Origin of the sequence: Geobacter benzoatilyticus (genome assembly GCF_017338855.1) — a bacterium.
GTDB classification, from domain to species: Bacteria; Desulfobacterota; Desulfuromonadia; order Geobacterales; family Geobacteraceae; genus Geobacter; species Geobacter benzoatilyticus.
Map to the genome: position 1 here is coordinate 3395576 of NZ_CP071382.1, position 20916 is coordinate 3416491.

General features: G+C 54.8%; 22 protein-coding genes. 1 reads left to right on the forward strand and 21 read right to left on the reverse strand.

Translation table 11 applies throughout. The features are described from left to right. Positions 1-42: 42 nt before the first annotated feature. Positions 43-645: a YdcF family protein gene (locus JZM60_RS15760; protein ID WP_207163344.1), complete on the reverse strand. Its 603-nt coding sequence runs from the start codon at positions 643-645 to the stop codon at positions 43-45. A 92-nt stretch (positions 646-737) separates the two neighbouring features. Here JZM60_RS15760 and rpmB point away from each other — a divergent pair, with 92 nt between their 5' ends. Next, the gene (gene rpmB, locus JZM60_RS15765; RefSeq protein WP_207163345.1) at positions 738-929 is read left to right on the forward strand and encodes a 50S ribosomal protein L28; all 192 of its coding nucleotides are present in this window, start codon (positions 738-740) and stop codon (positions 927-929) included. Between the two features lie 159 nt (positions 930-1088). Here rpmB and JZM60_RS15770 read toward each other — a convergent pair whose 3' ends face one another. The 20 genes from JZM60_RS15770 to lpxK form a co-directional block, all read right to left on the reverse strand. Further along, positions 1089-1466 (reverse strand): RidA family protein, encoded by a 378-nt coding sequence (locus tag JZM60_RS15770; RefSeq protein ID WP_207163346.1) that lies wholly within the window; start codon positions 1464-1466, stop codon positions 1089-1091. Between the two features lie 54 nt (positions 1467-1520). After that, entirely contained in the window at positions 1521-3671 is a 2151-nt protein-coding gene (locus JZM60_RS15775; RefSeq protein ID WP_207163347.1) for a RelA/SpoT family protein, read from the reverse strand. 59 nt (positions 3672-3730) lie between these two features. After that, positions 3731-3940, reverse strand: a complete 210-nt coding sequence (gene rpoZ / locus JZM60_RS15780) for a DNA-directed RNA polymerase subunit omega (RefSeq protein WP_207163348.1) — start codon at positions 3938-3940, stop codon at positions 3731-3733. 77 nt (positions 3941-4017) lie between these two features. Continuing rightward, the gene (gene gmk, locus JZM60_RS15785) at positions 4018-4629 is read right to left on the reverse strand and encodes a guanylate kinase (RefSeq protein WP_207163349.1); all 612 of its coding nucleotides are present in this window, start codon (positions 4627-4629) and stop codon (positions 4018-4020) included. 15 nt (positions 4630-4644) lie between these two features. Beyond that, the gene (locus JZM60_RS15790) at positions 4645-5523 is read right to left on the reverse strand and encodes a YicC/YloC family endoribonuclease (RefSeq protein WP_207163350.1); all 879 of its coding nucleotides are present in this window, start codon (positions 5521-5523) and stop codon (positions 4645-4647) included. 4 nt (positions 5524-5527) lie between these two features. Then, positions 5528-6508: a UDP-glucose 4-epimerase GalE gene (galE, locus tag JZM60_RS15795; protein ID WP_207165638.1), complete on the reverse strand. Its 981-nt coding sequence runs from the start codon at positions 6506-6508 to the stop codon at positions 5528-5530. A 19-nt stretch (positions 6509-6527) separates the two neighbouring features. Then, on the reverse strand, positions 6528-7538 hold the full coding sequence (locus tag JZM60_RS15800; protein WP_207163351.1) for an NAD-dependent epimerase: 1011 nt from the start codon (positions 7536-7538) through the stop codon (positions 6528-6530). Between the two features lie 56 nt (positions 7539-7594). Beyond that, entirely contained in the window at positions 7595-8656 is a 1062-nt protein-coding gene (gene waaC, locus JZM60_RS15805; RefSeq protein WP_207163352.1) for a lipopolysaccharide heptosyltransferase I, read from the reverse strand. Continuing rightward, complete coding sequence (locus JZM60_RS15810; protein ID WP_207163353.1) at positions 8653-10140, reverse strand: glycosyltransferase family 39 protein; 1488 nt, start codon at positions 10138-10140, stop codon at positions 8653-8655. The genes waaC and JZM60_RS15810 overlap by 4 nt, the downstream gene beginning before the upstream one ends. A 48-nt stretch (positions 10141-10188) precedes the next feature. Next, positions 10189-10485 carry a lipid-A-disaccharide synthase N-terminal domain-containing protein gene (locus JZM60_RS15815; RefSeq protein ID WP_207163354.1) on the reverse strand — a complete coding sequence of 99 codons (297 nt, stop codon included), beginning with the start codon at positions 10483-10485 and terminating at the stop codon, positions 10189-10191. 7 nt (positions 10486-10492) lie between these two features. Then, positions 10493-11215, reverse strand: coding sequence for a glycosyltransferase family 2 protein (locus JZM60_RS15820; RefSeq protein WP_207163355.1), 723 nt, complete (start codon positions 11213-11215; stop codon positions 10493-10495). Positions 11216-11291: 76 nt separating this feature from the next. Beyond that, positions 11292-13127 carry a DUF3413 domain-containing protein gene (locus JZM60_RS15825; RefSeq protein ID WP_207163356.1) on the reverse strand — a complete coding sequence of 612 codons (1836 nt, stop codon included), beginning with the start codon at positions 13125-13127 and terminating at the stop codon, positions 11292-11294. Positions 13128-13243: 116 nt separating this feature from the next. Then, positions 13244-14377 carry a glycosyltransferase gene (locus JZM60_RS15830; RefSeq protein ID WP_207163357.1) on the reverse strand — a complete coding sequence of 378 codons (1134 nt, stop codon included), beginning with the start codon at positions 14375-14377 and terminating at the stop codon, positions 13244-13246. Between the two features lie 78 nt (positions 14378-14455). Beyond that, a complete protein-coding gene (locus JZM60_RS15835; protein ID WP_207163358.1) occupies positions 14456-15664 on the reverse strand; it encodes a BUD32 family EKC/KEOPS complex subunit in 1209 nt (402 codons plus the stop codon). Positions 15665-15727: 63 nt separating this feature from the next. Then, a complete protein-coding gene (locus JZM60_RS15840; RefSeq protein WP_338148861.1) occupies positions 15728-16513 on the reverse strand; it encodes a polysaccharide pyruvyl transferase family protein in 786 nt (261 codons plus the stop codon). Then, a complete protein-coding gene (rfaP, locus tag JZM60_RS15845; RefSeq protein WP_207163360.1) occupies positions 16510-17364 on the reverse strand; it encodes a lipopolysaccharide core heptose(I) kinase RfaP in 855 nt (284 codons plus the stop codon). Before rfaP ends, JZM60_RS15840 begins: the two co-directional genes overlap by 4 nt. A gap of 5 nt (positions 17365-17369) precedes the next feature. Beyond that, on the reverse strand, positions 17370-18488 hold the full coding sequence (locus JZM60_RS15850) for a glycosyltransferase family 4 protein (protein WP_207163361.1): 1119 nt from the start codon (positions 18486-18488) through the stop codon (positions 17370-17372). Further along, positions 18485-19564, reverse strand: coding sequence for a lipopolysaccharide heptosyltransferase II (gene waaF, locus JZM60_RS15855; protein WP_207163362.1), 1080 nt, complete (start codon positions 19562-19564; stop codon positions 18485-18487). Before waaF ends, JZM60_RS15850 begins: the two co-directional genes overlap by 4 nt. Before the next feature lie 5 nt (positions 19565-19569). Then, the gene (locus JZM60_RS15860; RefSeq protein WP_207163363.1) at positions 19570-19767 is read right to left on the reverse strand and encodes a Trm112 family protein; all 198 of its coding nucleotides are present in this window, start codon (positions 19765-19767) and stop codon (positions 19570-19572) included. A 15-nt stretch (positions 19768-19782) separates the two neighbouring features. Further along, positions 19783-20850 carry a tetraacyldisaccharide 4'-kinase gene (gene lpxK, locus JZM60_RS15865; RefSeq protein ID WP_207163364.1) on the reverse strand — a complete coding sequence of 356 codons (1068 nt, stop codon included), beginning with the start codon at positions 20848-20850 and terminating at the stop codon, positions 19783-19785. Positions 20851-20916: the final 66 nt, after the last annotated feature.

Sequence of the window (20916 nt, forward strand, 5' to 3'; positions counted from 1 at the left end):
ATCGCCCTTCTTTCATGGAACGGGCGAATACAAGATTCGCCCCTACGGCCCAGCGGGAGGTCGCAGTTCCCCGGAAGCAAACAGGAAGAAGAACCTGAAAAGGCAATACTTGTAGAACTCGCTGAAAAGAAGCCTGAAACTCCCCTTATCGCGCCACCACGCCTGCTTGAGATTTATCGAATCTACCGGATGGGGGTAAATGGCAATATCGCGGGGGAGCGTGTTTCTGAAAATGAGGGTCGCCCGCTTCATGTGATAACGGGACGTTATCAGGCGTATGGAGCGGATATCCTTCCGGTCGATGATCTCCCTGCCGTAAAGGGCGTTTTCCAGGGTATTGCGCGAAGCTTTTTCCAGGAATACCCGTTCGGACAGGTCTTCTCCCTGCCGGTCCCGGAAAAGTTCCCGCTTTCGCACCAGAGGATCGACCCCTATAAGAAAAAGATACTTTCCCTGGCGGTCCCGGAATAAACGCACCCCTTCTTCCACCCTACCCCTTCCTCCCGCAAGCACCACGATCGCATCCGTAGCGATGTCGCGCTGCCGGACCGAAAAAGTCTTGTAGGCGAAATCCACAAATAGAACCACCACTACAACGCTGAATATTACAAGAATTGAAAAGAGACCTCGAAAAAAGAGCGCCATTGCACCACCTTATCAAAAACATTTCGCTTGCAAAACCAGCTTCGGCCTGATATAAGAGAGAGCTTCAGAAACCATCGAGAGGGAGTAGCGCCATGTCGAGAAAATGTGAAATCTGCGGCAAAGGTCCCAGTTTCGGTAACAACGTCAGCCACGCCAACAACAAGACCCGCACCACGTGGTATCCGAACCTGCAGAAAGTGAAAGCCGTAAGAAACGGCAGCATCCAGACCATCAAGGTCTGCACCCGCTGCATCCGCTCCGGCCACGTCACCAAGGCCCTTTAAGAACCGGGGGGCAACGCCCCCCTCGGTTATTCCCGCTTCGTAAAACCACTTAGCCGCAGCGCTCCGCGTTCGCGGCTTTTTATCGTCCTCCTGCGGTTGCCGGCAAACCGGCAACGAAACGCGCCTTTCCGCTCCCTCCCCATGCTGAAAACTTGGGGCTCAGCAGACAGCAGTCACCTCAATCTCCACGAGCGCCCCGCGGGGAAGCCCCTTCACCTCCACCGTGGAACGTGCCGGCGGCGCCACCGTAAAACGGCCGCCATACAAATCGTTAACCACACCGAAATTGGCAAGGTCGGTCAGGAATATCGTAGTCTTGACGATGGAGTCAAAACCCGCGCCGGCCTCGGCCAGTACGGCAGCGATATTATCCATGACCCGTTCGGTCTGCTCAATGATCCCACCCTGCACAAGCTCGCCGGTGGCAGGATCAAGGGGTATCTGCCCTGAAAGGAAAAGAAATCCCCCGGCTTTAACCGCCTGGGAATAGGGTCCGATTGCCTTTGGTGCCTTATCGGTTGCAACTATCGCCTTCATGGCTTTGCCTCCATTCCGGATATGACGCTCCAGTCATCTATTCACTGACCACCGTCAGTTCTTTATCCGCTCCACATGGGTGACGCCGTGAATCTTCATGATGTTGTTTATGACGCGGTTGAGGTGTTCAAGGCTCGTCACGTCAACCTCGAAGATATTCACCCCGCGTCTGTCCACAGTACTTTGTATGGAGGCGCTGGAGATGTTCGCCTCACAGTTGGTTATCGCAACGGTGATGTTAGCCAGGATCCCCTTCTGGTCGTGACAGGTGACCTTGATCTTGACGGGGAGAGCCGCTTTGCGCTCCCGGTTCCAATCCACGATAATCCGCCGGTCGGGATCGCTCTCAAGGGCAATGGGACAGTCGGCGGTGTGCACGGTCACGCCACGGCCGCGGGTAATAAAACCGACGATATCGTCGCCCGGCACCGGATTGCAGCATTTGCCGAAGCGGACGAGAACGTCATCCACACCGCCTATCTGGATGGCGCTGGTTGACTTGCCCGTCAGCTTGCTGATTGCCTTGCCGATCCGGGATTCTTTCTGCTCCTGGCGTTCAACCAGCTTTTCTTCGGGCAGCAGCTTACCGAGCACCTGATGACAGGAGAGCTTTCCATAGCCGACGGAAGCCATAAGGTCATCATCACTGAGATAACCGAAGTCTATGGCCACCTGCTTCAGTTCTCCCGACTTCTGGAGCTTAGCGAGATTCAGGGAAAAGCGCCGGAACTCCTTCTCCAGTATCTCCTTGCCGAGAGAAATGCTCCTGACCCGCTCCTCCGTCTTGATCCAGGCCCGGATCTTGTTCCGCGCCCGGGAGCTCCTGACGATTTTAAGCCAATCCTTGCTGGGAGTATGGTGCGGAGAAGTGATAACCTCGATGATGTCGCCGTTTTTCAGTTCGTACTTGAGGGGGACCAGCTTGCCGTTCACCTTTGCGCCGACGCAACGGTGGCCGATATCGGTGTGAATCGTGTAGGCAAAGTCGATGGGGGTAGATCCCTTGGGGAAGCTCTTCACATCGCCACGGGGGGTGAATACATAGACCTCTTCGGGGAAGAGTTCCACCTTTACCGTGTTCATGAACTCATGGGAGTCCTGCAATTCCTGTTGCCATTCAAGGAGTTGGCGCAGCCATGCGAAGCGCTTGACTTCCTTCTCGTCGTACCCCTTCCCTTCCTTGTACTTCCAGTGGGCGGCAATCCCCGCCTCGGCTACCCGGTGCATTTCGGAAGTGCGGATCTGCACCTCCATCCGCTCGCCATCGAGGCCGATTACCGTCGTGTGCAGCGACTGGTACATATTCCCCTTGGGCATGGCGATATAATCTTTGAATCTGCCGGGGATAGGCTTCCAGGTAGAATGGACAAGCCCAAGCACCTCGTAGCATTCGCGGATATCGTTAACCATGACCCGTATGGCAATGAGGTCGTAGATCTGATCGATATCGACGCTTCTGTTCTGCATCTTGCGCCAGATGGAGTAGAGATGCTTGCTGCGGCCGTAGACCTCCCCCTTGATGTCATGCTCGACTAGCTTGTCGGCAATGATTTTCCGAACCTCCTCGACATAGCTCTCCCGCTCCTTTTTCTTCTTGGTCACCTTGGACGCCAGGTCGTAATAGATCTGGGGCTCCAGATAGCGGAAGGAAAGATCCTCCAGCTCGCTTTTTATCCAGGAAATACCAAGGCGGTTGGCAATGGGGGCATAGATATCGAGGGTTTCGCGGGCGATGGAGCGCTGCTTCGGCTCCGGCTGGTACTGAAGAGTCCGCATATTGTGAAGGCGGTCGGCCAGCTTGACGAGAATGACACGGATGTCATTTGCCATGGCAAGAAGCATTTTGCGGAAGTTCTCCGCCTGGCTCTCTTCCTTGGTCTTGAATAAAATTTTACTAATCTTGGTTACGCCCTCGACGAGGTTGGCCACCTCTTCGCCGAACACCCCTGCCAATTCCTCGCGGGTAGTGAGGGTATCTTCGATGGTATCGTGAAGAAGCCCCGTCACTACGGTGGGGACATCGAGCCTGAGATCGGCCAGCAGCCCCGCCACTTCCATGGGATGAACCAGATACGGTTCACCGGAGAGACGGGTTTGCCCCTGATGCACCTTGGCGCAATAAACATAGGCCTTGCGAATCAGGTCCAGATCCGGCGCCGGGTTATAGGAAACTACCTTATCGAGGATGTCGTTGAGTCTTATCATAGGAAAAAGGACAAAAAAAGGGCGGAAGCTTCACGCTTCTGCCCCTTTAAACAGCCTAATTACTTAGCCTTGCGCGACGTAAGTTCGTAGCCGACCTTGCCCACTGCGATCTCGCGAAGCGATACCACCACGTTTTTATTGGCGGCTTTATTGTCAATAAGTGGAGCTGCCCCCTTGTAGAGCTGCTTGACGCGCTTGGACGCCAACATGACGAGAAGGAAACGGTTATCGACCTTTTCCAGACAATCTTCTACGGTAACCCGTGCCATTGTACTACTCCTTTCAAAAACCCGGCATTTCAGGGCCGGTAACTGGTAATCCGTTCAAACAGACCAAAAACCTCGCATCAACCGATATCGAACAGCTCCGTCACAGCCTCAAGCACGCGGGATGTTCTGCAGCGCTCCGCAATCATGACAGACTTTAGTTCCTCGACCGCCCTGCTGAACTGATCGTTGACGATGATGTAATCGTACCAGCGGGATTCGCGAATCTCCCCGGCAGCAGCGTCAATGCGCCGGTTGATGACATCGTCGCTGTCGGAGGACCGGCCGTTCAGGCGCCGTCGAAGTTCCTCGTAACTGGGGGGAAGTATGAAGATATAGACGCCGCCTTCGTAACGCTTCTTCAGCTGGCGAGCACCCTGGATATCAATATCCAGAATCAGGTCGATTCCTGAGGCACGGCACTCTTCAAGGGTACGGATTGAAGTCCCGTAACAGTTGCCATGAACTTCGGCCCACTCGGCAAACTCATCATCCATAACCATGCGGCGGAACTCGTCCCGGGAGATAAAGTAATAATCTTTCCCATGAACTTCGCCAAGCCGCGGTTGGCGCGTCGTATAGCTGACAGAATGCCGGAGGTGCGGAAAGATGTCAATTATTTCCTTGCAGAGCGTGGTTTTGCCCGCCCCGGAAGGTGCCGAGATAATATAGAGAACTCCTTCGCGTTTCATGGTAATTCCCGGTCCCTATTCTATGTTCTGTACCTGCTCGCGGATCTTCTCCAGTTCCGCCTTCAACTCCACCACAATGGCGGCCATGGAAGCATCGTTGGCCTTGGACCCTATGGTATTAACCTCACGGTTCAGCTCCTGCATGAGAAAATCCAGCTTGCGACCCACCGGCTCCGCAAGGGCGATGGTTTCGTCGAACTGGACCAGGTGGCTCCGGAAGCGGACCAACTCCTCGGTAACGTCGCACCGGTCGGCCAGAAGCGCCACCTCCTGGGCAAGCCGCGCCTCGTCAAGGGCCGTATCGGCCAGAAGCTGGGCAAGCCGTTCGCGAAGCTTCTGGGCATACTCCGCCACCACAGCGGGAGCCCGTTCGGCTACCCGTTCGATGAGCGCTTCGAGGGTCCGGCGACGGGCCGCCAGGTCGGCGTGGAGCGCCTCGCCTTCACGAACCCTCATCGCCTCCATTGCTTCCACCGCTCCACGAACCGCCTTGAGCAACTCGTCACGGAGGATATCCTCGTCCCCACCCTCCTCACGGGCGGCAAGGACGTCCCGCTGCGACAGAATGAGCGGAAGGGTCACGGGGTCGTAAATCCCGAGCTCCGTACGCAGGTGGTCGAACGCTTCCCGGTAGGCTCGGGCTAAAGGAACATTCACCATGGGCTGATGCTGACCGGCCGCGCCTTCTTCGCGCAGGACAAACACCTCGATTTTACCGCGCTTCAGACGATCACCGACCACCTTGCGCACGTCGTTCTCAAAGGCAAGGAACGAGCGTGGCATTTTTACGAAAACTTCTCCATAGCGATGGTTAACCGATCGTATCTCCACGGTGGTGCGACCTGATTCCGTTTCGACCACGGCTTTGCCGTAGCCGGTCATGCTCTTGATCATGTGATTACCCTTTATTTATCTTACTTTCCCACCGCCAAGCATCGGCGACGATGGTCTTGAGATCGTCATGGCGCGGAGTCCATCCCAGAAGCGATCCGGCCCGGTCCGCCTTTGCCACCAGCATTGCCGGGTCGCCGGGTCGCCGGGGAGCTTCCTCGGCCGGGAAATCGACACCAGAAACCTGGCGCACCATCCGGATAACTTCCCGGACGCTGGACCCTTTGCCGTAGCCCACATTTATGCGCGTCGACTCCCCTCCCCGCTCCAGATAGGCAAGGGCCGCCAGGTGGGCCGAGGCCAGATCCTCGACGTGGATATAATCGCGGATGCCGGTGCCGTCAGGGGTGGCGTAGTCGGTGCCGAAAATGGATACCTTGTCTCTCATCCCCAATGCGGCCTGGCAGGAGACCTTGATGAGATGGGTCGCCTCCGGTGTCCGCTGCCCCATGCGTGCCTGGGGATCCGCCCCCGCCACGTTGAAGTAGCGCAGGGCCACGGAGCGCATGCCGTGGGCGGCGCAAATATCGCGGAGCATCCATTCGCTCATGAGCTTGGATGTGCCGTAGGGGTTGATGGGAACCGTCGGGCTTTCTTCAGCAGCTATGCCGCTTTCGGGCATACCGTACACGGCGGCGGTGCTGGAGAATATGAACCGCTCCACCCCATGCTTCACGCAGGCGGTGAGAAGATTGAGGGTATTGCGGGTGTTGTTGCTGTAGTACTTGATGGGATCGCTGACGGACTCTGGGGCAACGATGGATGCGGCAAAGTGGAGGACCGTCTTGAAGCCGTACTCTTCAAAAAGCCCGTCAAGTCGGGCGGAATCGGCCAGTTCTCCTACCACGAGCCGCTCTCCGTGGACAAGGGCGTCTGCAGAGCCCGTGGAGAGGTTGTCGTAGACCACCACGGTGTAACCGGCCTCCGAAAGCTGCCGAACCACATGGCTGCCGATATATCCTGCACCACCTGTGACAAGGACCTTCATCCGGTCTCCCTTCGCACAATCAGACATTATAATACCCCCGATACCACTCGACGAAACGCCGTATCCCATCCACGATGGGAGTAGCCGGCTTGAAGCCGACATCCTTCATCAAATCGTCCACGTCGGCATAGGTGGCCGGCACGTCCCCCGCCTGAAGGGGGAGGAAGTTCTTTTCAGCCGTCTTCCCTATGCACTTCTCGATGGTTTCAATGAAGGTAAGGAGTTCCACGGGGCTGTTGTTGCCGATGTTGTAGATCCGGTAGGGGGCGTAGCTGGTGCCGGGATCGGGACGGTCGCCGCTCCAGACTGGGTTGGGTTCCGGGGTCCGGTCCATAACCCTCATCACCCCCTCGACGATGTCGTCGATGAAGGTGAAGTCCCGCTGCATCTTGCCGTGGTTGTAGACGTCGATGGGTCGCCCTTCGAGGATCGCCTTGGTGAAGAGGAAGAGCGCCATGTCGGGGCGCCCCCAGGGGCCATAGACCGTAAAGAAGCGCAAGCCGGTGGTGGGGAGGCCGTAGAGGCTCGAATAGGTATGGGCCATGAGCTCGTTGGCCTTTTTGGTGGCGGCGTACAGGGAAACGGGGTGATCAACGTTGTGATGGACCGAGAAGGGCATGGCCGTATTGGCCCCGTAGACTGAGCTGGACGATGCGTAAACCAGGTGTTTCACGCCGTGATGGCGGCACCCTTCCAGTATATTCATGAAACCGACCAGGTTGCTGTCGACGTACGCATGGGGATTCTGGAGCGAATAGCGAACCCCGGCCTGGGCGGCCAGGTTCACCACCACATCGAACCGCCCGCCGGCAAAAAGCTCTTCAAGCGCTGGGCGGTCGGAAAGGCTCGCCCGAACGAAGCGGAACCCAGCGCGCCCCTCCAGCTGACGGAGGCGGTCCAGCTTCAGGTTTACGTCGTAATAGTCGTTGAGATTATCAAGGCCGACCACGTTGTCGCCCCGGTCAAGGAGGCGCTGCGTGAGGTGAAATCCGATAAAGCCGGCGGCGCCGGTGACGAGAACCGTGGACATGGTTGGCTATCCTTGTGATTTATCTGGATATTGAAGAAGTTGTGCAGTCTATCACATCACACATCCGATTGAAAGGGGAGAGCCAGGAGCCTCTCGATGCCGTCCATAAGGCGATCGGCCGTGATGCTTGCACGGCAGGAGGCATCCTTGTCGCATGCCTTGCGGAGGCAGGCGGTGCAGTCGAGGGGCGACTGCAAAACTACATGGAGATTGCCGCGCGGGCCGTTGCGCGCTCCATCGGTGGCCCGGTAGAAGGAAACCGTCGGAGTTCCCACGGCTGCGGCCATATGAATCGGGCCGGTGTCTCCTCCCACAACAAGGTCAACCTTTTTCAGCAGCGCGCAGAACCCCTTGATGGTCAACCGGGGCAACACCCGCACGCCATGGCCGATTGCGGCGGCAATATTTTCCGCAACCTCTTTCTCTTGCTCATTCCCCCAGGACAGGAGGATGGAGGAATCCGGAAACCTTTCGAGCACCCGTCTCCCCAAATCGATCCACCCGCCTTCGTGCCAGAGTTTGGTGGCCCAGGTGGTGCCGTTGTGGAAGAGGAAAACGAGCCCATCGTCGAGGGTCGCCAGAAGAGCCTCGGCAGCGGCATCGTCATCGGGAGAGGTGAAGATGTCGGATCCGATGGTCATTCCCGTATAGTCACGTCCCAAGGGGACGCTGACAACCCGGAGTGAGCGGTGCGAAATATGATGATCCTGCCGCCTTAGGGGTACCTGGTTGGTAGTGAACAGCAGGTTGGGAGTTTCCCTAACCCCGTCGCGGTCAAAACCATAGCGGCGTCTTGCGCCCGAAAGCCAGGCTATGATGCCGCTCTTGATATTCCCCTGGAGATCGAATGCAATATCATAGGCCGCCTCGCGCATGTCCCGGCGGACAGCGGCTATCTCCCGACGGGTAGTGTCCGACAGGGGATCGCGGCGCCACGCCTTCGTCCGGATTACATGGAGCCGGCTAAGCAGGGGATGCCCTTCCAGAATCTCCCGGTTCCCCTCCTCCACGACCCAGCCGATTTCGATGCCTGGCGCTGCCTGGTGGAGATAGTCGAGCACCGGCAAGGCGTGGATGACATCGCCCAGAGCACTTACTTTTACCACGAGAACCTTCATGGGACGTCTTTCCTGAGCAGTATAAATCCGAGCCGCATTGTGCGGTCCGTAGAATATTTACTGGTTGCTTCAATTATGCGGGGCGGCACCGCTTTAATGTCGGCCGGGACAAATTCTGCGGCAAATTTCCGCAATTTGTCCGGCATTTCCGCATTTTTGGTCGCGTCCCACACAATAAGCCAGTCAGAGCCGGTCCGGTAATCGAACCGGGGGACCTCCGGAGCAAGCACAACGCTGTCAGGGAATGCCATCCTCAAATTGCCACCCGTCAGCCTGTTCTGTGAAATAATCACCCCCTGCCGGAACCCGGCCTGGCGTAATTGGGCTGAAAAGGCGGAATAGGGAGCATTCAGGCGGTTGTATGTGCCGAACCGGGAAGCGAATATGGTATGGCCGGGCAACAGCAGGAGCACAAGCACCGCCACAAGCAGACAAAAGCGGAAGTACCCGCGGGCATTGGCCAACCTCGTCCGGGAAAGGGTTGCCAGGTACACAGGGGTGGCGAACAGCAGCGGCTGCATCCAGCGGTCCTTGAACACGGTCACCTTGAATAACAGTATCATCAGGAGGCAGAGAAACAACCCCGCAAGGAGCATCCTCTTCACCAACAGGGCATAATCCCCCTCAGCGGTTGCGGCGGGAATATCTCTCCCCTTTCGGTAGAAGAACAGGGCATAGGCAGGAAGCAGCATTCCAAGAAATGCGGCTATCGCCTTTGCCAACTTCTGCAGTCCCATGGAATAAGACTGGAGAAGGCCGATGGGTCGTGCCATCTGGAATTTGTCCGCCTGGGAAAGCGTAGCCTTAACATTGGTTGCTGCCCAGTAAAGATGGGGTGTGATGACCAGAAGAAGGCACGCAACGGTGATGAGAATTTTACGGTCGCATAATCGAGGCCGCAAGCTTCGCACTGAGGCCGCAGAGATCAGAAGCGCAACGAGAAAAACCCCGAAATTATACTTGGAGATAATTCCCGCGCCGGCGCAGAGCCCGAACAAAACGTAGTACTTGAGCCGTCCCGTCTTGAAAAGACGTACAGCAATAAACAGCGTGCATGCGGCGATGGTAGTCCCCAGTACCGAGTGGGTGAGATCGCGCTGCGACTCCCAGAAAAACTGGGGAATCATCAACAGCGATACCATCGCAATTACCGCGCGGTTGTCATCATTGGTAATTTCCTTTGCACTGGAGAACACAAAGAAATAGGTCAGAAAAAGGAGGATGTTCTTGACCGCTGCCAGGGCAAAGACACTGGTCCCGAAAATGGAAAAAAAACCGGCCTGCAACCAGGTATACAGTGGCGGCTGCGAACCGTAGCCAAGGCGGAGTTCCTGCGTAAGCAGAAGCTGTTCAGCCTCATCCAGTTCCAGACTGTCTGAAACGAAATATCGAAACAGAAGATGCAGAACGAAATAACCTGCGAGGAGCAGGAACACATGCCGGGGGTTGACACTTCCCGGCTTCAAGTCAATCGTTGATTCCAAAACTTTACCTTCCCGGCGTTTTTCACATTAGAACCATACACGAGCTGATCAATCTGCGGAATGATCAGCATATGCTTTCAATCTCTTTCTTTCACGAATTATAAAATAAAGATTGCGCAAATAGATGAACAGGCCCGAAGCCTGCCCGACAATAAATACCGGGTCACGGCGATGAATCGAATAGGCAAGCAGAGTGAGCCCCCCAAGCACGCTGAAGTACCAGAAAGCTTCAGGCACCACGCTGCGGCGCATGCGCTCGCTTTGCAGCCATTGCACAACAAAGCGCATGGTGAAAAGAGCCTGTCCCAAAAAACCAACTGCAAGCCACATCCTGCTGGATTCCATAAATATCTTATTCCTCGATTATTTCAGGTATTCTGGAACGCCGCTGCAACCAGGCCACTCCAATGATGTCAACAATGCCGACCCATAGACGATTGAACAAGCCATATTTGGAAGTCCCGCGGGTGCGCTCCCGGTGATTCACCTCTACGGAAACGACAGCGCCCCCATTTCTCAGGAACAGCGCCGGCAGAAAGCGATGCATATGATCAAAATACGGCAGCGACAGGAATACCTCACGCGAGAAGACCTTGAGACCGCAACCGGTATCAGGCGTATCGTCCTTCAACAACCCGCGTCGGACACCGTTGGCAACCCGCGAAGAAATCCGCCGCAGCCAGGTATCCCGGCGCGTACGACGATATCCGCAGACGCAAACAAGGGATTTTGCTCCGGAATCCCTGCAATCTTTCACCTTCTCAAACATCCTGGGGATATCCGCCGGGTCATTCTGCCCATCTCCGTCAAGGGTCGCAATCCAGTTACCCCGAGCATGCCTGACTCCCGTCAGCACGGCGGTACTCTGGCCACAACTGTTTCTGTGGCGAATTACCCTGAGCCGTGGAAATGATCCGCCGACTTCGTGCAGACGCATCAAGGTGCCATCGGTGCTCCCATCATCCACATACACTATCTCATAGTCCATCCCGTGCAGCGCCTTGCGAATTTCGTCGATGAGCGGGACAATGTTCTCTTCTTCATTTTTTACCGGTACTACTACTGATAAATCCATAACAATTCCTTAAGCGCCTTTTTTCAGCCGACACCACCTGTGGCAGCCCAATACACAAAAAATGCAAGCCCACCGGTTACCGGCGGAGATGGAACCGGCTCATCCCTTCCATGACGGTTTTGGAGAGCTCGACATCCATTTTTTCGCCGGGGAGCTCATTATAGCTGCAATCGACAATATCCGTCGTCCCCTTGTTTTCGACTATGCATATCCTTTTCCGGTCAATCAGTGCAAATGCATCCCAGGTACTGACATGCACAAAGGGGCGATGCCGGCTGTCCGTCAGATACGTTCCATTGCTGTAGCGGGATGGGTCCGTACTGCAACCGAACAAATCCCTCATGAGGGTCGGGGCCACATCAAGGCTTGTGGCCAGGTGGCCGAAATGGCGGGGGCTCTGCCCGGGATAGCGGATAACAAAGGGGGTGCGGGTCTGGTACTGGGAAAAATTGCCGTTATGTCCCCAGTAACCCAGTTTCAGGTCATTGAACTCCTCACCATGGTCGCCGGTTATCACAACAATGGTGTTCTCAAGTTCGCCCTTGCTTCTCAGGGCAGCCAGAACCTCTCCGACATTGCTGTCAACAAACGCCAGAGAGTTCTTATATGAGTTTATGTATGGTTTCGGGTCCTTGTTCTTGTCAAGAGTCAGGTAGTTTACCTGATCAATATACGGTTTATGGAGTGCAAACGAATCCGGGAACTGCTTCGAGTGGGTAGCATCGTAGAAAAGGAAGCCGAAGTAGGGATTCTTCCGGTTGCGCTCCCCAAGGAATTGCACCATTTTACGGGTAATCTGCTGATCACGATCAATTCCCCGCTTACCTTCCTGACGAATCTGCACCTTATCCATCACATCGACAAACACCGTACGATGGAACTCCGGATTTGACAGGGGAGCACTGGCAAAAATTCCCATCTCGTATCCGCGCTTTTTCAGCTCGGATATCAGCACCGGGCCACGCTGCTCAGCCAGGAAAGCATGCCAGTATGTGCCATAAATACCGTAAAACATGGAAAAAATACCAAAGCGCGTACAATTGCTGGCGCTGTAGTATTGATCGAAGATCCAACTTTCAGAAGCCAGTTTCCAGATGTTCGGCGTTGTGTCCGGCCCGAGCATGTCGTAGCGCCAACTATCAATAACGATCATCAGAAGGTTATGGGGCCGGGCAGGCGCGGAAAATTTCAGCGTTTCGAGGGGGTAGACAAGCCCGCTCCCCTCTTCAACTTGAAGTTGAGCAACCCTTTTGGCGGGAACAAAACCGAAACTCCTCATCAGGCGCTTCATGGTGACGGGCTTGTAGCCCGGCAGCATACGAACGGTCCGCGTAACCGGCACATGCTGGACAAAATCCGCCCAGGCATGCATTAAATGCGATCCCGCGACGAGCAGAAGAACCAGAAGCAATACCGGCACCCCGAACCGGAGACGGTCGAGTTTGCGCCAGAGGAGACGGGCTAAAAACATTTCCACGCAAACGATTGCAACCGCCAGGACAAAGAAAGTTGCCCACGTCACCCAAGTCAGCGACAAAACCTCGCCGGCAACACCGCTGGTGACCAGATTCCACACCATCCCGTTGAGGTGGAACCGATAAAGGGAATAAACCCCGCCGTCTATCAGGAGGAAAACCAGCAGCGCAATCCCCGAAAGTATGGCCAGTGTTGTCACAACCCTTCGGTTGGGCCAGAGCAAGCCGACAACAAGCAGCAGCGGGAATGCAAGAAAAGAGAGCGTAATGAAATGGGAAGGGAAAGCTGTGAAAAGGAAAATCCTTGCCATCAGGTCCGTCGGGAGCTTTGCCGCGTTGAGGTACAGGCAGCCGACCCCCATGGCCAAAACCCCGTTCAAGAGCATGAACCAGAACAGCCACTGTACTATTTTTTTTCTGTCGTTCGTACTATGCACCTGCTTGTTTACTCCGTTCTTTGAATCTAAAAGTTGCCTGTATTCATATAAAGACTGAATCTAAACTAAGTCTTAAAAAACCGCGCAAGAAATAACGTTTTAATATATCGCAGCATTTACGCAGCAAGGTGCTTATCTAATGTAGATCGAAAGATTTTGTCGTAACCATCAATCATCGCTCTGGCTGAAAACCCCTCGACAGCACGCTGCTTAGCCAAAATTCCGATCGTATGAAGTTGCTCCGAAGGCATCTTGGCCATTTCAAGCATTTTGACAGCCAAATCGTCTGAATCCATTGGAGTTACAAGCATCCCTGCACCGCATCCTTGAAGAATTTCGGGGATACCGCCGACACGACTCCCAACAACTGGCAGACCCGACGCCATAGCCTCCAGCAACGCCATGGGCAAACCTTCTCGCCGCGAGGGTAAGACAAAAGCATCAAGTGTTTTCAGAACCTCCGGAATATCAGTTCGATATCCCAGAAAATGAACTTTCGACGCCAAACCCAGTTCATCTACAAGTCCCTTTAAATATTTCTCCAACGGCCCACTCCCTGCGATCAGAAGATGACAATTTGCCATTTGTCGTGCAACACGGTTGAACGCATGTATTAATCCCTCATGATTCTTTACCGGAACAAGTCGCCCAGCTGTCCCGAACCAGAAACCATCAGGTATGGAAGAAAATAGAGTTTTTCTTATCAATTGTTTTTCCCCGGAATTAATAAACCGAGAAAAACTACTACCATTATAAACAGTATGCAGCTTAGTTGACACCAACGCCCAATTATTCATCAGAACATACTGGCGCAGAGCTTCAGAAACTAAAATCAATCCTTCTAATCTTCTGTTAAAAAAATAATCGATGACTTTTCTACGTATCGTTGATTTTCTCTCAAAACCATGAATAGTTGAAAAAACACTTGGCGATTTCTTTGACATTGTTGCGGCTACAACACCAATTAATGTAGCTCTGTGCCTATGACAATTAATAATGTCTATATTTTTCCCATCAATAATTTTTTTTATTTTGTTTGCTGGAGCCAAATTGTACCACTTAAGACTTGTTTCTTTTAAATCTAGATATATAACTTCATCAACAGTATTCTCTAGGAGGTTGTTACCATTATTTTCCCCTGTCAGATAACAAACCGTAACACGGTACTTGGCAGGATCTAGAGGGAAGAGTTCATTAAATAAATGATGATTACCACGATATTCTTTTACAAGTTGCAGGACATTTATCATTTTCTCTCCCGACCGAATTGAGTACTTCTGTCAAATGTGACTGCCTCACGCCACTAGCCGCACCAACGAAATATCACATCACACAGTATTCGACAGGTACCACCGCCGCCATAGCTGGACGAAGAATTCTTTCTTGCCACAGCCGGCATTTTTCTCCCGGCACAGATCGCGCACAAAATGCTGAATATCCCGAAATGCCCTGGCAGGACTTAACCGGAAAGGGATTTTGGCGCAGTCAAGATCAACCATAATCAGGTCAAAACGGCTTCTATCCGTAATCAAAAGATTGTCCCAGTTGGTATCGCCATGTATGCAATTAAAACGATTGACCATACCCAACAGCATGGCAGATTTAATGAGCACGCAATCCTTTTCCCGATCCTGCAGCAGAGGCCACAGATTCATGAGGCGCTCTGCTCCTTCATGGAACTCGCTGAGTATATAAGCTCGCCCCAGCAGTCTGCACTGCCGCTCCTCAAGGAAAAGCAACGGTCGGGGGACCGGCAGGCTTCGCGCAAGAAACCCCCATGTGGCAATCCAGACCTTGAGTGCCCGAGAACGCCGGAAAATATTCTTGACGCGATACCCTAATCCGCGGCAGTCATACCGTTTGAGAAAATAAGTGCCATCACCGATACGGACCCGCACACTGCTGCACCCGCTTCCTCGCCCGCTTAAGGGAACCCCCTCTTCAAAAATCCTGTCGGGGTCGGGCAGAAGCAGGGCAAGGGCACGCTCGGCCTCCGGCGTGGCCATCCGGTGAATACGGAACCCGAATTCCCGTCCGGCCACAAATGAGCCGTTGTTGCCCATAGACCGCCGGGCATCCTTCCGCCACCTCTTAGTGGCGATCTGTATGGCTTCCCGCTCGACAGCGCGTAGAGTCGGCCGTTCATCCTTCAGCCGGCGGCATCCGGTAAAGAATCGATAAAAACGCAGAGAGTCAGAACGGCTGGCCGTAGCCAAAAAATACGAATAAACGCTTGCAAGAAAAGGCTGAAACGACCTTCCATTCACCAGACCGGATACTTGGGGCGTTGATGACGGCAGTTCAAATTCCCAGCCGGAGCCAACTGGCACAGCCATAATCCCTTTAATCGCATCGGCACAATCTCTGCCTGCCGCCCCATTTACGAATCGCGCAAAGGCTTCAAGGGTTCTCACCTTCTCGGCAAAAGCGAGATTGCTATAAATTTCCCGCAAGAAATCATTGAGCGCAACTGGAGCGGCAAGCGGCTTATTATTGCCGGCTGATGGGCTCCGATCCGGGTTCAACAGCTTTTCCAAGTTTACACCACCACCATTGTAATCACATCCCCCCTTTGGCAGGTCAGAGGGAGGCCGTCATGACTATTTTTTAAAGGGAAACGCCTTGACCAGGTTTTCTTTTATCTGCGCCAACCCCGGCCGGCTATAGGTATCGATCAGTTTCATGACGTCTTCTTTGGAAGTCGTACCGGAGAAAGGAAAAGGAGAAATGTCACTAAAACCGTAAACACTGTAATAATCCGCAAACTTGAAATCTCTTCCCCACACCTTGCCGGAGAGTCGAATCCATGCGTTGGGCACCCCCAGGGCGTCCGCGGTGATAAGCCCGTGCATGCTGGAAGAAAGCACCACATCACACTGGGCCACCTGCGTGATAAAATCCCTCGTCTCTGAAAATACGTCTATCAATTTGACTCCGGGATTGGTGCGGAGGAACTCCTGCAGCAGCGGATTGTCCTGATCGACATAATGGGGAATGATGCCGATGGCCGAGGTCTTGGTCTTTGTCACATTCTCCGGCACCAGCATGTCGCACAGAAGTCCCGGATCACCAACGACGCTGATTTGCCGGTTGCGTATGGAGCGGGCCGTGTTCCACCCCCGGACCGCATGGATTCGATGGGGGCTGCTGAACTGCCCTATATCCTCGATGAGCCCCGAACCCCATATATCAATTTTTCTGTTCCAGAAATGATTCCTGGCCTTGGCCAAAATACTGCCGAGGGCCATCAGGTCGCATTTATTGGGCCTGGCGTGGACAACCTTTCTTCCGGAAAGGGCTTCGACCAGGACAGGAGAGAGCCAGTCACCGAAATTTTTCCGGCCGTTCTGCAAACTGGTTGACCAGTACAGCTTCAGTTCCTTCATGACCGCGCACCCTCCACTGTGCTTGGCGGCAGGGTCACCCTGGGCATGCGCCGATGCGTCTTTTGATAAAGCTTGAAGGCCCGCCCCACGACAGAGGCCCAGAAAGAGTGTTCCTGGGAAAGGATGCTCCGTAGTTCCCGTCCCCGATAAATTTTCATGAATCTGAACAGGTCCCTGCGCGTCAGGCCTAAATCCATGCTGGAAAAAAACAACCCGGAAATATCTTTAACGATCCAGCGCCGTGGGGTTTTGCTGCGGATCTGCACCCGATGGAGATCGATGAGAAACAGCTTGAGTCTTTCGGCCGCAAAGGGCTCCACAAGGGAGGTTTCATCCAGAAGAAAGTGACAGATATAAAAATCTCTGTGATTCACGCCGTTTTCATGCAACTGCCGGGCAATATTCGCCACCTTTTCAATGAGGGAACGCTTCAGGGATACCGGCGGCGGATCAGTCTGCCAAGGTTTGCAGAAGTCCTCGAGGCTGATGGTGTTACACAACTCTTCCGTTATCAGAAAGGATTGCCGGCATGCCGGGTTGCTCCCCCGCTCACCAAAACCGGCAATTTTCATGGTATCGACCCCGAGCTCTTCGAGGCGCTGAATGGCGCGCCATTCATCCCGTGCGCCAAGAACGGGACGGCGCAGATAAATCAGATTCTTGAATATCTCTTTCCAGCCGACACCCAGATGGATCTTGATAAAATAACCTTTGCCGGCCAACTCTACCCGCAGAGTTCTACGGGCGGCAAATTTCCTGAAGAGCCGGCCGTCCAGGGCCAGAATGCGGTCAAAAGCATCCGGGCCGGGGAAAAGAGCCTGCAACTCATCGGCTAGTTCGAGAACAACCATATACGTCACCTTGTCACGGACTCGATAATTTGCACTGCTTGGTCAGGCAAACCGGAGATATCCGTTTTGGCCACATATTCAAGGCCATTGCGGCTCCAGCTCTTCCTCTCATCGGCAGCAGCAAGCATGTGCAGCAAAAGATTATTCATCGTCCGCTGTTCAAATGGTTCAGGAATCAACTGCCCTGACCCGGCACTTTTCACATGCGTTGCGTAGCCGCACACCTCCGAGCAGAGTATCGGCAACCCGGCCAGCATCGCTTCCAGTAAAACCATTCCCGCGGCTTCAGTATATGAAGGGTGCAGCAGTATATCGGCCGCCACGAGAAAGGCCGGCACATCGTTTCTGGTCCCCAGGAAAGAAACCTGCCGTGATATCCCCAGTTTGGCAGACAATTTTTCGAAAGGAGCCGAATCCCCCCTGCCGACGACAAACAACCGGGCCCGGCTCCGCAGTTCAGCCGGCAATGAGGCCAAAGCCCTGATTGAACGATCGACTCCCTTGGTTTTGAACCCTGAGCCAACCATCAAAAGGAGCAGGTCCTGCATGCCGACATCAAGCTGTTGACGGATTTGACTACGGACCTCTTCAGGATTTGACAACTGGTAATCAGAAGGGTTAATGCCGGGCGGCAGAAGATAAAAACGTTCATCCGGCGTCTGATAACAACGGATGTAATTTTGCTTTTCCTCTCCCGTCAGGAGGAGAATCTTCGTGTTGGCGTCCCTGTCGAAAACCGCCCGTTCCATGGCACTATAAACGCGATAGCGACCAGTCAAGCGGGACAAGATGGATTTACCTGCATATTTTGAGGCAAAACAAGGGTCAGCCGCAAAATAAACGTCAAGTCCGGGCATTTTGTTAAAACCAATGACGGCATCGAAATGCCCCTTCTCCAGCTCCCTTGCAAGCAAGCCTGAAAAGGACTTGCAGCGCCCATGGTTAGTAAGACCTTTTGCAGGAAGGATATGCACGCTGAAATGGGGTAACTGCTCACCCTCCCACGCCATCGTATAAACGTGGATGGCATGGCCCCGGTCATGGCACGCTTTGGCAATGCGGAGAAAATCTCTCTGTAATCCGCCATAGGGGAAAAATTTAAAAAGACAGAACGCCAGCTTCACCGGGAACGCTCTGACTGTGCCTGAGTGCGATATTCAAGCGTCTTCCGCAGTTCTTCAGCCGTTTCCACGACATCTTCCACTGTAACCGCAGTCATGCACCGGTGGTCCGTGGGGCATTCCCGCAGAAGGCATGGGGCGCAGTCGGTATCGCGGCGGATGATGGCCGCCGTGTCGCACCAGGGGGAGGTGGTTGTATGGTCGGTGGGGCCAAACACTGCCACGAGCGGGACACCGAAGGCGGCAGCAATGTGCATTGGTCCTGAGTCGTTGGTGACAAAGAAATCACAGCGCTTGATGAGCGCCATCAACTCACGCACCGAAGTCTTGCCTGCCATGACCAGACATGGGGAAGTCATGGCCGCGGCAATGTCGGCGGCTATGTCCGCTTCTCCCGGCCCGCCGGTCACCACTACCCGAGCCCCCCAGCGTTGGGCAAGGCGGTCGGCTACGGCAGCGAAACGCTCGGGGTACCACCGCTTGGCGGCACCATAGGAGGCCCCGGGGTTGATACCAAGCAGGAAGTCGCCCTTCCCGACTCCGTGCCCGGCCAGCAATTCCGCCAGGGCGAGGTCTTCACCGGAGGCCGTGCAGAGGTTGAGGCTTTTGTCGCCGGTGGTAACGCCAAACCGGCCGAGCATGTTCAGGTAATACTCCACGTGGTGCAGGCGGCGAATGTCCTCGCTGACGGACACCCCATGGGTCAGGAGCAGACCGCGGCCGTCGGTGCGGTATCCCATGCGCCGGGGAATCCGGGCCAGCCAGGCTATGAGCGCCGCATCAATGGCGTTCTGAAGGAGAATCGCCAGATCAAACTTCCTTGAGCTCAATTCCCTCGCAAGCCTGATTTTTCCCCCAAAGCCGGCATGGGCACCTTTGCGATCATAGACGATGACATCATCAACCGCGTCATGAACGGCAAAAAGCGGCGCCACAAGCCCATTGGCAAGAATCGTCACGCGGGCGTCGGGAAAACTCTCCCGTATTGCCCTCAGCGCCGGCGTAGTCATCACCGCGTCGCCAATCCAGTTGGTGGAGCGGACAAGGATGCTGTTGATTTTATCCTGCCTTTTATTCACAGCGTTTACCGTACCCCGGTTTCCGGTTCCTGTTCCCCAATTCCTTCCGCCTCGTCAACCAGCATTACCGGTATGTCATCACGGATGGGATACTTAAGGCGGCACACCGGACAGATGATGCCCGAACCATCCTCAGCACTACGGACTTCCCCCTTGCATACGGGACAGGCAAGAACAGCAAGCAATTCTTCAGATAATGCCATAGATGACATCTCCTTTTAAAGCACTATATCGAGAGCCTTTTCGAGGCATGGGGGGTCGGCAAGGCGCATCTCCAGAACCGCCGCATAGACATTGCCGAGCCGCTCCAGGACGTCACCCAGCTTCACTGCATCCTTGCCGGTTGTTATGAGGTAATCGGCCCCGGACTTTCGACTTATATCTACGAGTCGCACAATTTCAGGCTCTCCATAGGAGCAGTGATCGCCGAAGGAAACCGTCGCGACAAGGTCCAGCCCCTGCTCCTTTAGTGATGAGAAAAACGCCTCCGGATCGGCGATGCCGGCAAAGGCAACGCCTCTGCCGCCATGCAGCACCGTAAATTCCTGCCGCGCGCCGTCCGGCAGAAGCTCCACTCCTGCCAGAGCGTGTCCGGCACCACACGAGGGTATAGCCCCATGCACGGCGGGCGTACCGTCACCTTGGCATCTGGTGTAGACCACCAGATCGGCCCGCTTCAGGGCGGATTCCGGCTCCCGGAGCAGGCCCGCCGGCAGCATGTGGCCATTGCCGAATGGGGCACGGCAATCCATGAGAAGGATGTTCAGGTCACGGTGGAGCCGAAGGTGCTGAAAACCGTCATCCAGGATGAACACATCGGGATTAAGCTCTTCCTGAGCCAGCAGCCCCGCGGCATAACGATCAGTGCCTATGACCGTCATAAGCCCCGGCACCGCCATGGCGAGATGTACCGGCTCGTCACCGGCTTCGGCGGCAGAGAGAAATATGGTCTGCCCATCGCACACGATGCGGGTATTCCCCTCAAGCGACCCGCCATACCCCCGGGATATGACCGCAACCCGCTTCCCGCGGGCCATGAGGAGTCGAGCCAGAAGCGCCGTCATGGGTGTCTTGCCGGTCCCCCCCACGGTAATGTTTCCAACGGAGATGACAGGGCGGTTCAGGCGCCTGACGCCCAGTAAGCACCGTGCATAAGCCAATGCCCGCAACCGGACAACTATCCCGTAGGGGACGGAAAGGGCGGTAAGAAATGCCAGAACCAGCCGGTCCGTCAATCCCTTCCTCTCTCCGGAAACCAGGCTGTGGAAGTATCTCTCTAATGACATTGGTTATCCTGGCGAGATAGCGAGTAGCGAGGTGGCGAGATAGTTAGACCTTACGCTATCTTACTC

Bases quoted from the DNA above. Each gene is read 5' to 3' on its own strand.
- JZM60_RS15775 (WP_207163347.1), bottom strand. From the start codon at position 3,671: ATGATAAGACTCAACGACATCCTCGATAAGGTAGTTTCCTATAACCCG.
- galE (WP_207165638.1), bottom strand. From the start codon at position 6,508: ATGAAGGTCCTTGTCACAGGTGGTGCAGGATATATCGGCAGCCATGTG.
- JZM60_RS15860 (WP_207163363.1), bottom strand. From the start codon at position 19,767: ATGGCATTATCTGAAGAATTGCTTGCTGTTCTTGCCTGTCCCGTATGC.
- JZM60_RS15830 (WP_207163357.1), bottom strand. From the start codon at position 14,377: ATGATAAATGTCCTGCAACTTGTAAAAGAATATCGTGGTAATCATCAT.
- lpxK (WP_207163364.1), bottom strand. From the start codon at position 20,850: ATGTCATTAGAGAGATACTTCCACAGCCTGGTTTCCGGAGAGAGGAAG.
- JZM60_RS15800 (WP_207163351.1), bottom strand. From the start codon at position 7,538: ATGTCCACGGTTCTCGTCACCGGCGCCGCCGGCTTTATCGGATTTCAC.
- JZM60_RS15840 (WP_338148861.1), bottom strand. From the start codon at position 16,513: ATGAAGGAACTGAAGCTGTACTGGTCAACCAGTTTGCAGAACGGCCGG.
- JZM60_RS15815 (WP_207163354.1), bottom strand. From the start codon at position 10,485: ATGGAATCCAGCAGGATGTGGCTTGCAGTTGGTTTTTTGGGACAGGCT.
- gmk (WP_207163349.1), bottom strand. From the start codon at position 4,629: ATGAAACGCGAAGGAGTTCTCTATATTATCTCGGCACCTTCCGGGGCG.
- rpmB (WP_207163345.1), top strand. From the start codon at position 738: ATGTCGAGAAAATGTGAAATCTGCGGCAAAGGTCCCAGTTTCGGTAAC.
- JZM60_RS15760 (WP_207163344.1), bottom strand. From the start codon at position 645: ATGGCGCTCTTTTTTCGAGGTCTCTTTTCAATTCTTGTAATATTCAGC.
- JZM60_RS15770 (WP_207163346.1), bottom strand. From the start codon at position 1,466: ATGAAGGCGATAGTTGCAACCGATAAGGCACCAAAGGCAATCGGACCC.
- rfaP (WP_207163360.1), bottom strand. From the start codon at position 17,364: ATGGTTGTTCTCGAACTAGCCGATGAGTTGCAGGCTCTTTTCCCCGGC.
- waaC (WP_207163352.1), bottom strand. From the start codon at position 8,656: ATGAAGGTTCTCGTGGTAAAAGTAAGTGCTCTGGGCGATGTCATCCAC.
- JZM60_RS15790 (WP_207163350.1), bottom strand. From the start codon at position 5,523: ATGATCAAGAGCATGACCGGCTACGGCAAAGCCGTGGTCGAAACGGAA.
- JZM60_RS15820 (WP_207163355.1), bottom strand. From the start codon at position 11,215: ATGGATTTATCAGTAGTAGTACCGGTAAAAAATGAAGAAGAGAACATT.
- rpoZ (WP_207163348.1), bottom strand. From the start codon at position 3,940: ATGGCACGGGTTACCGTAGAAGATTGTCTGGAAAAGGTCGATAACCGT.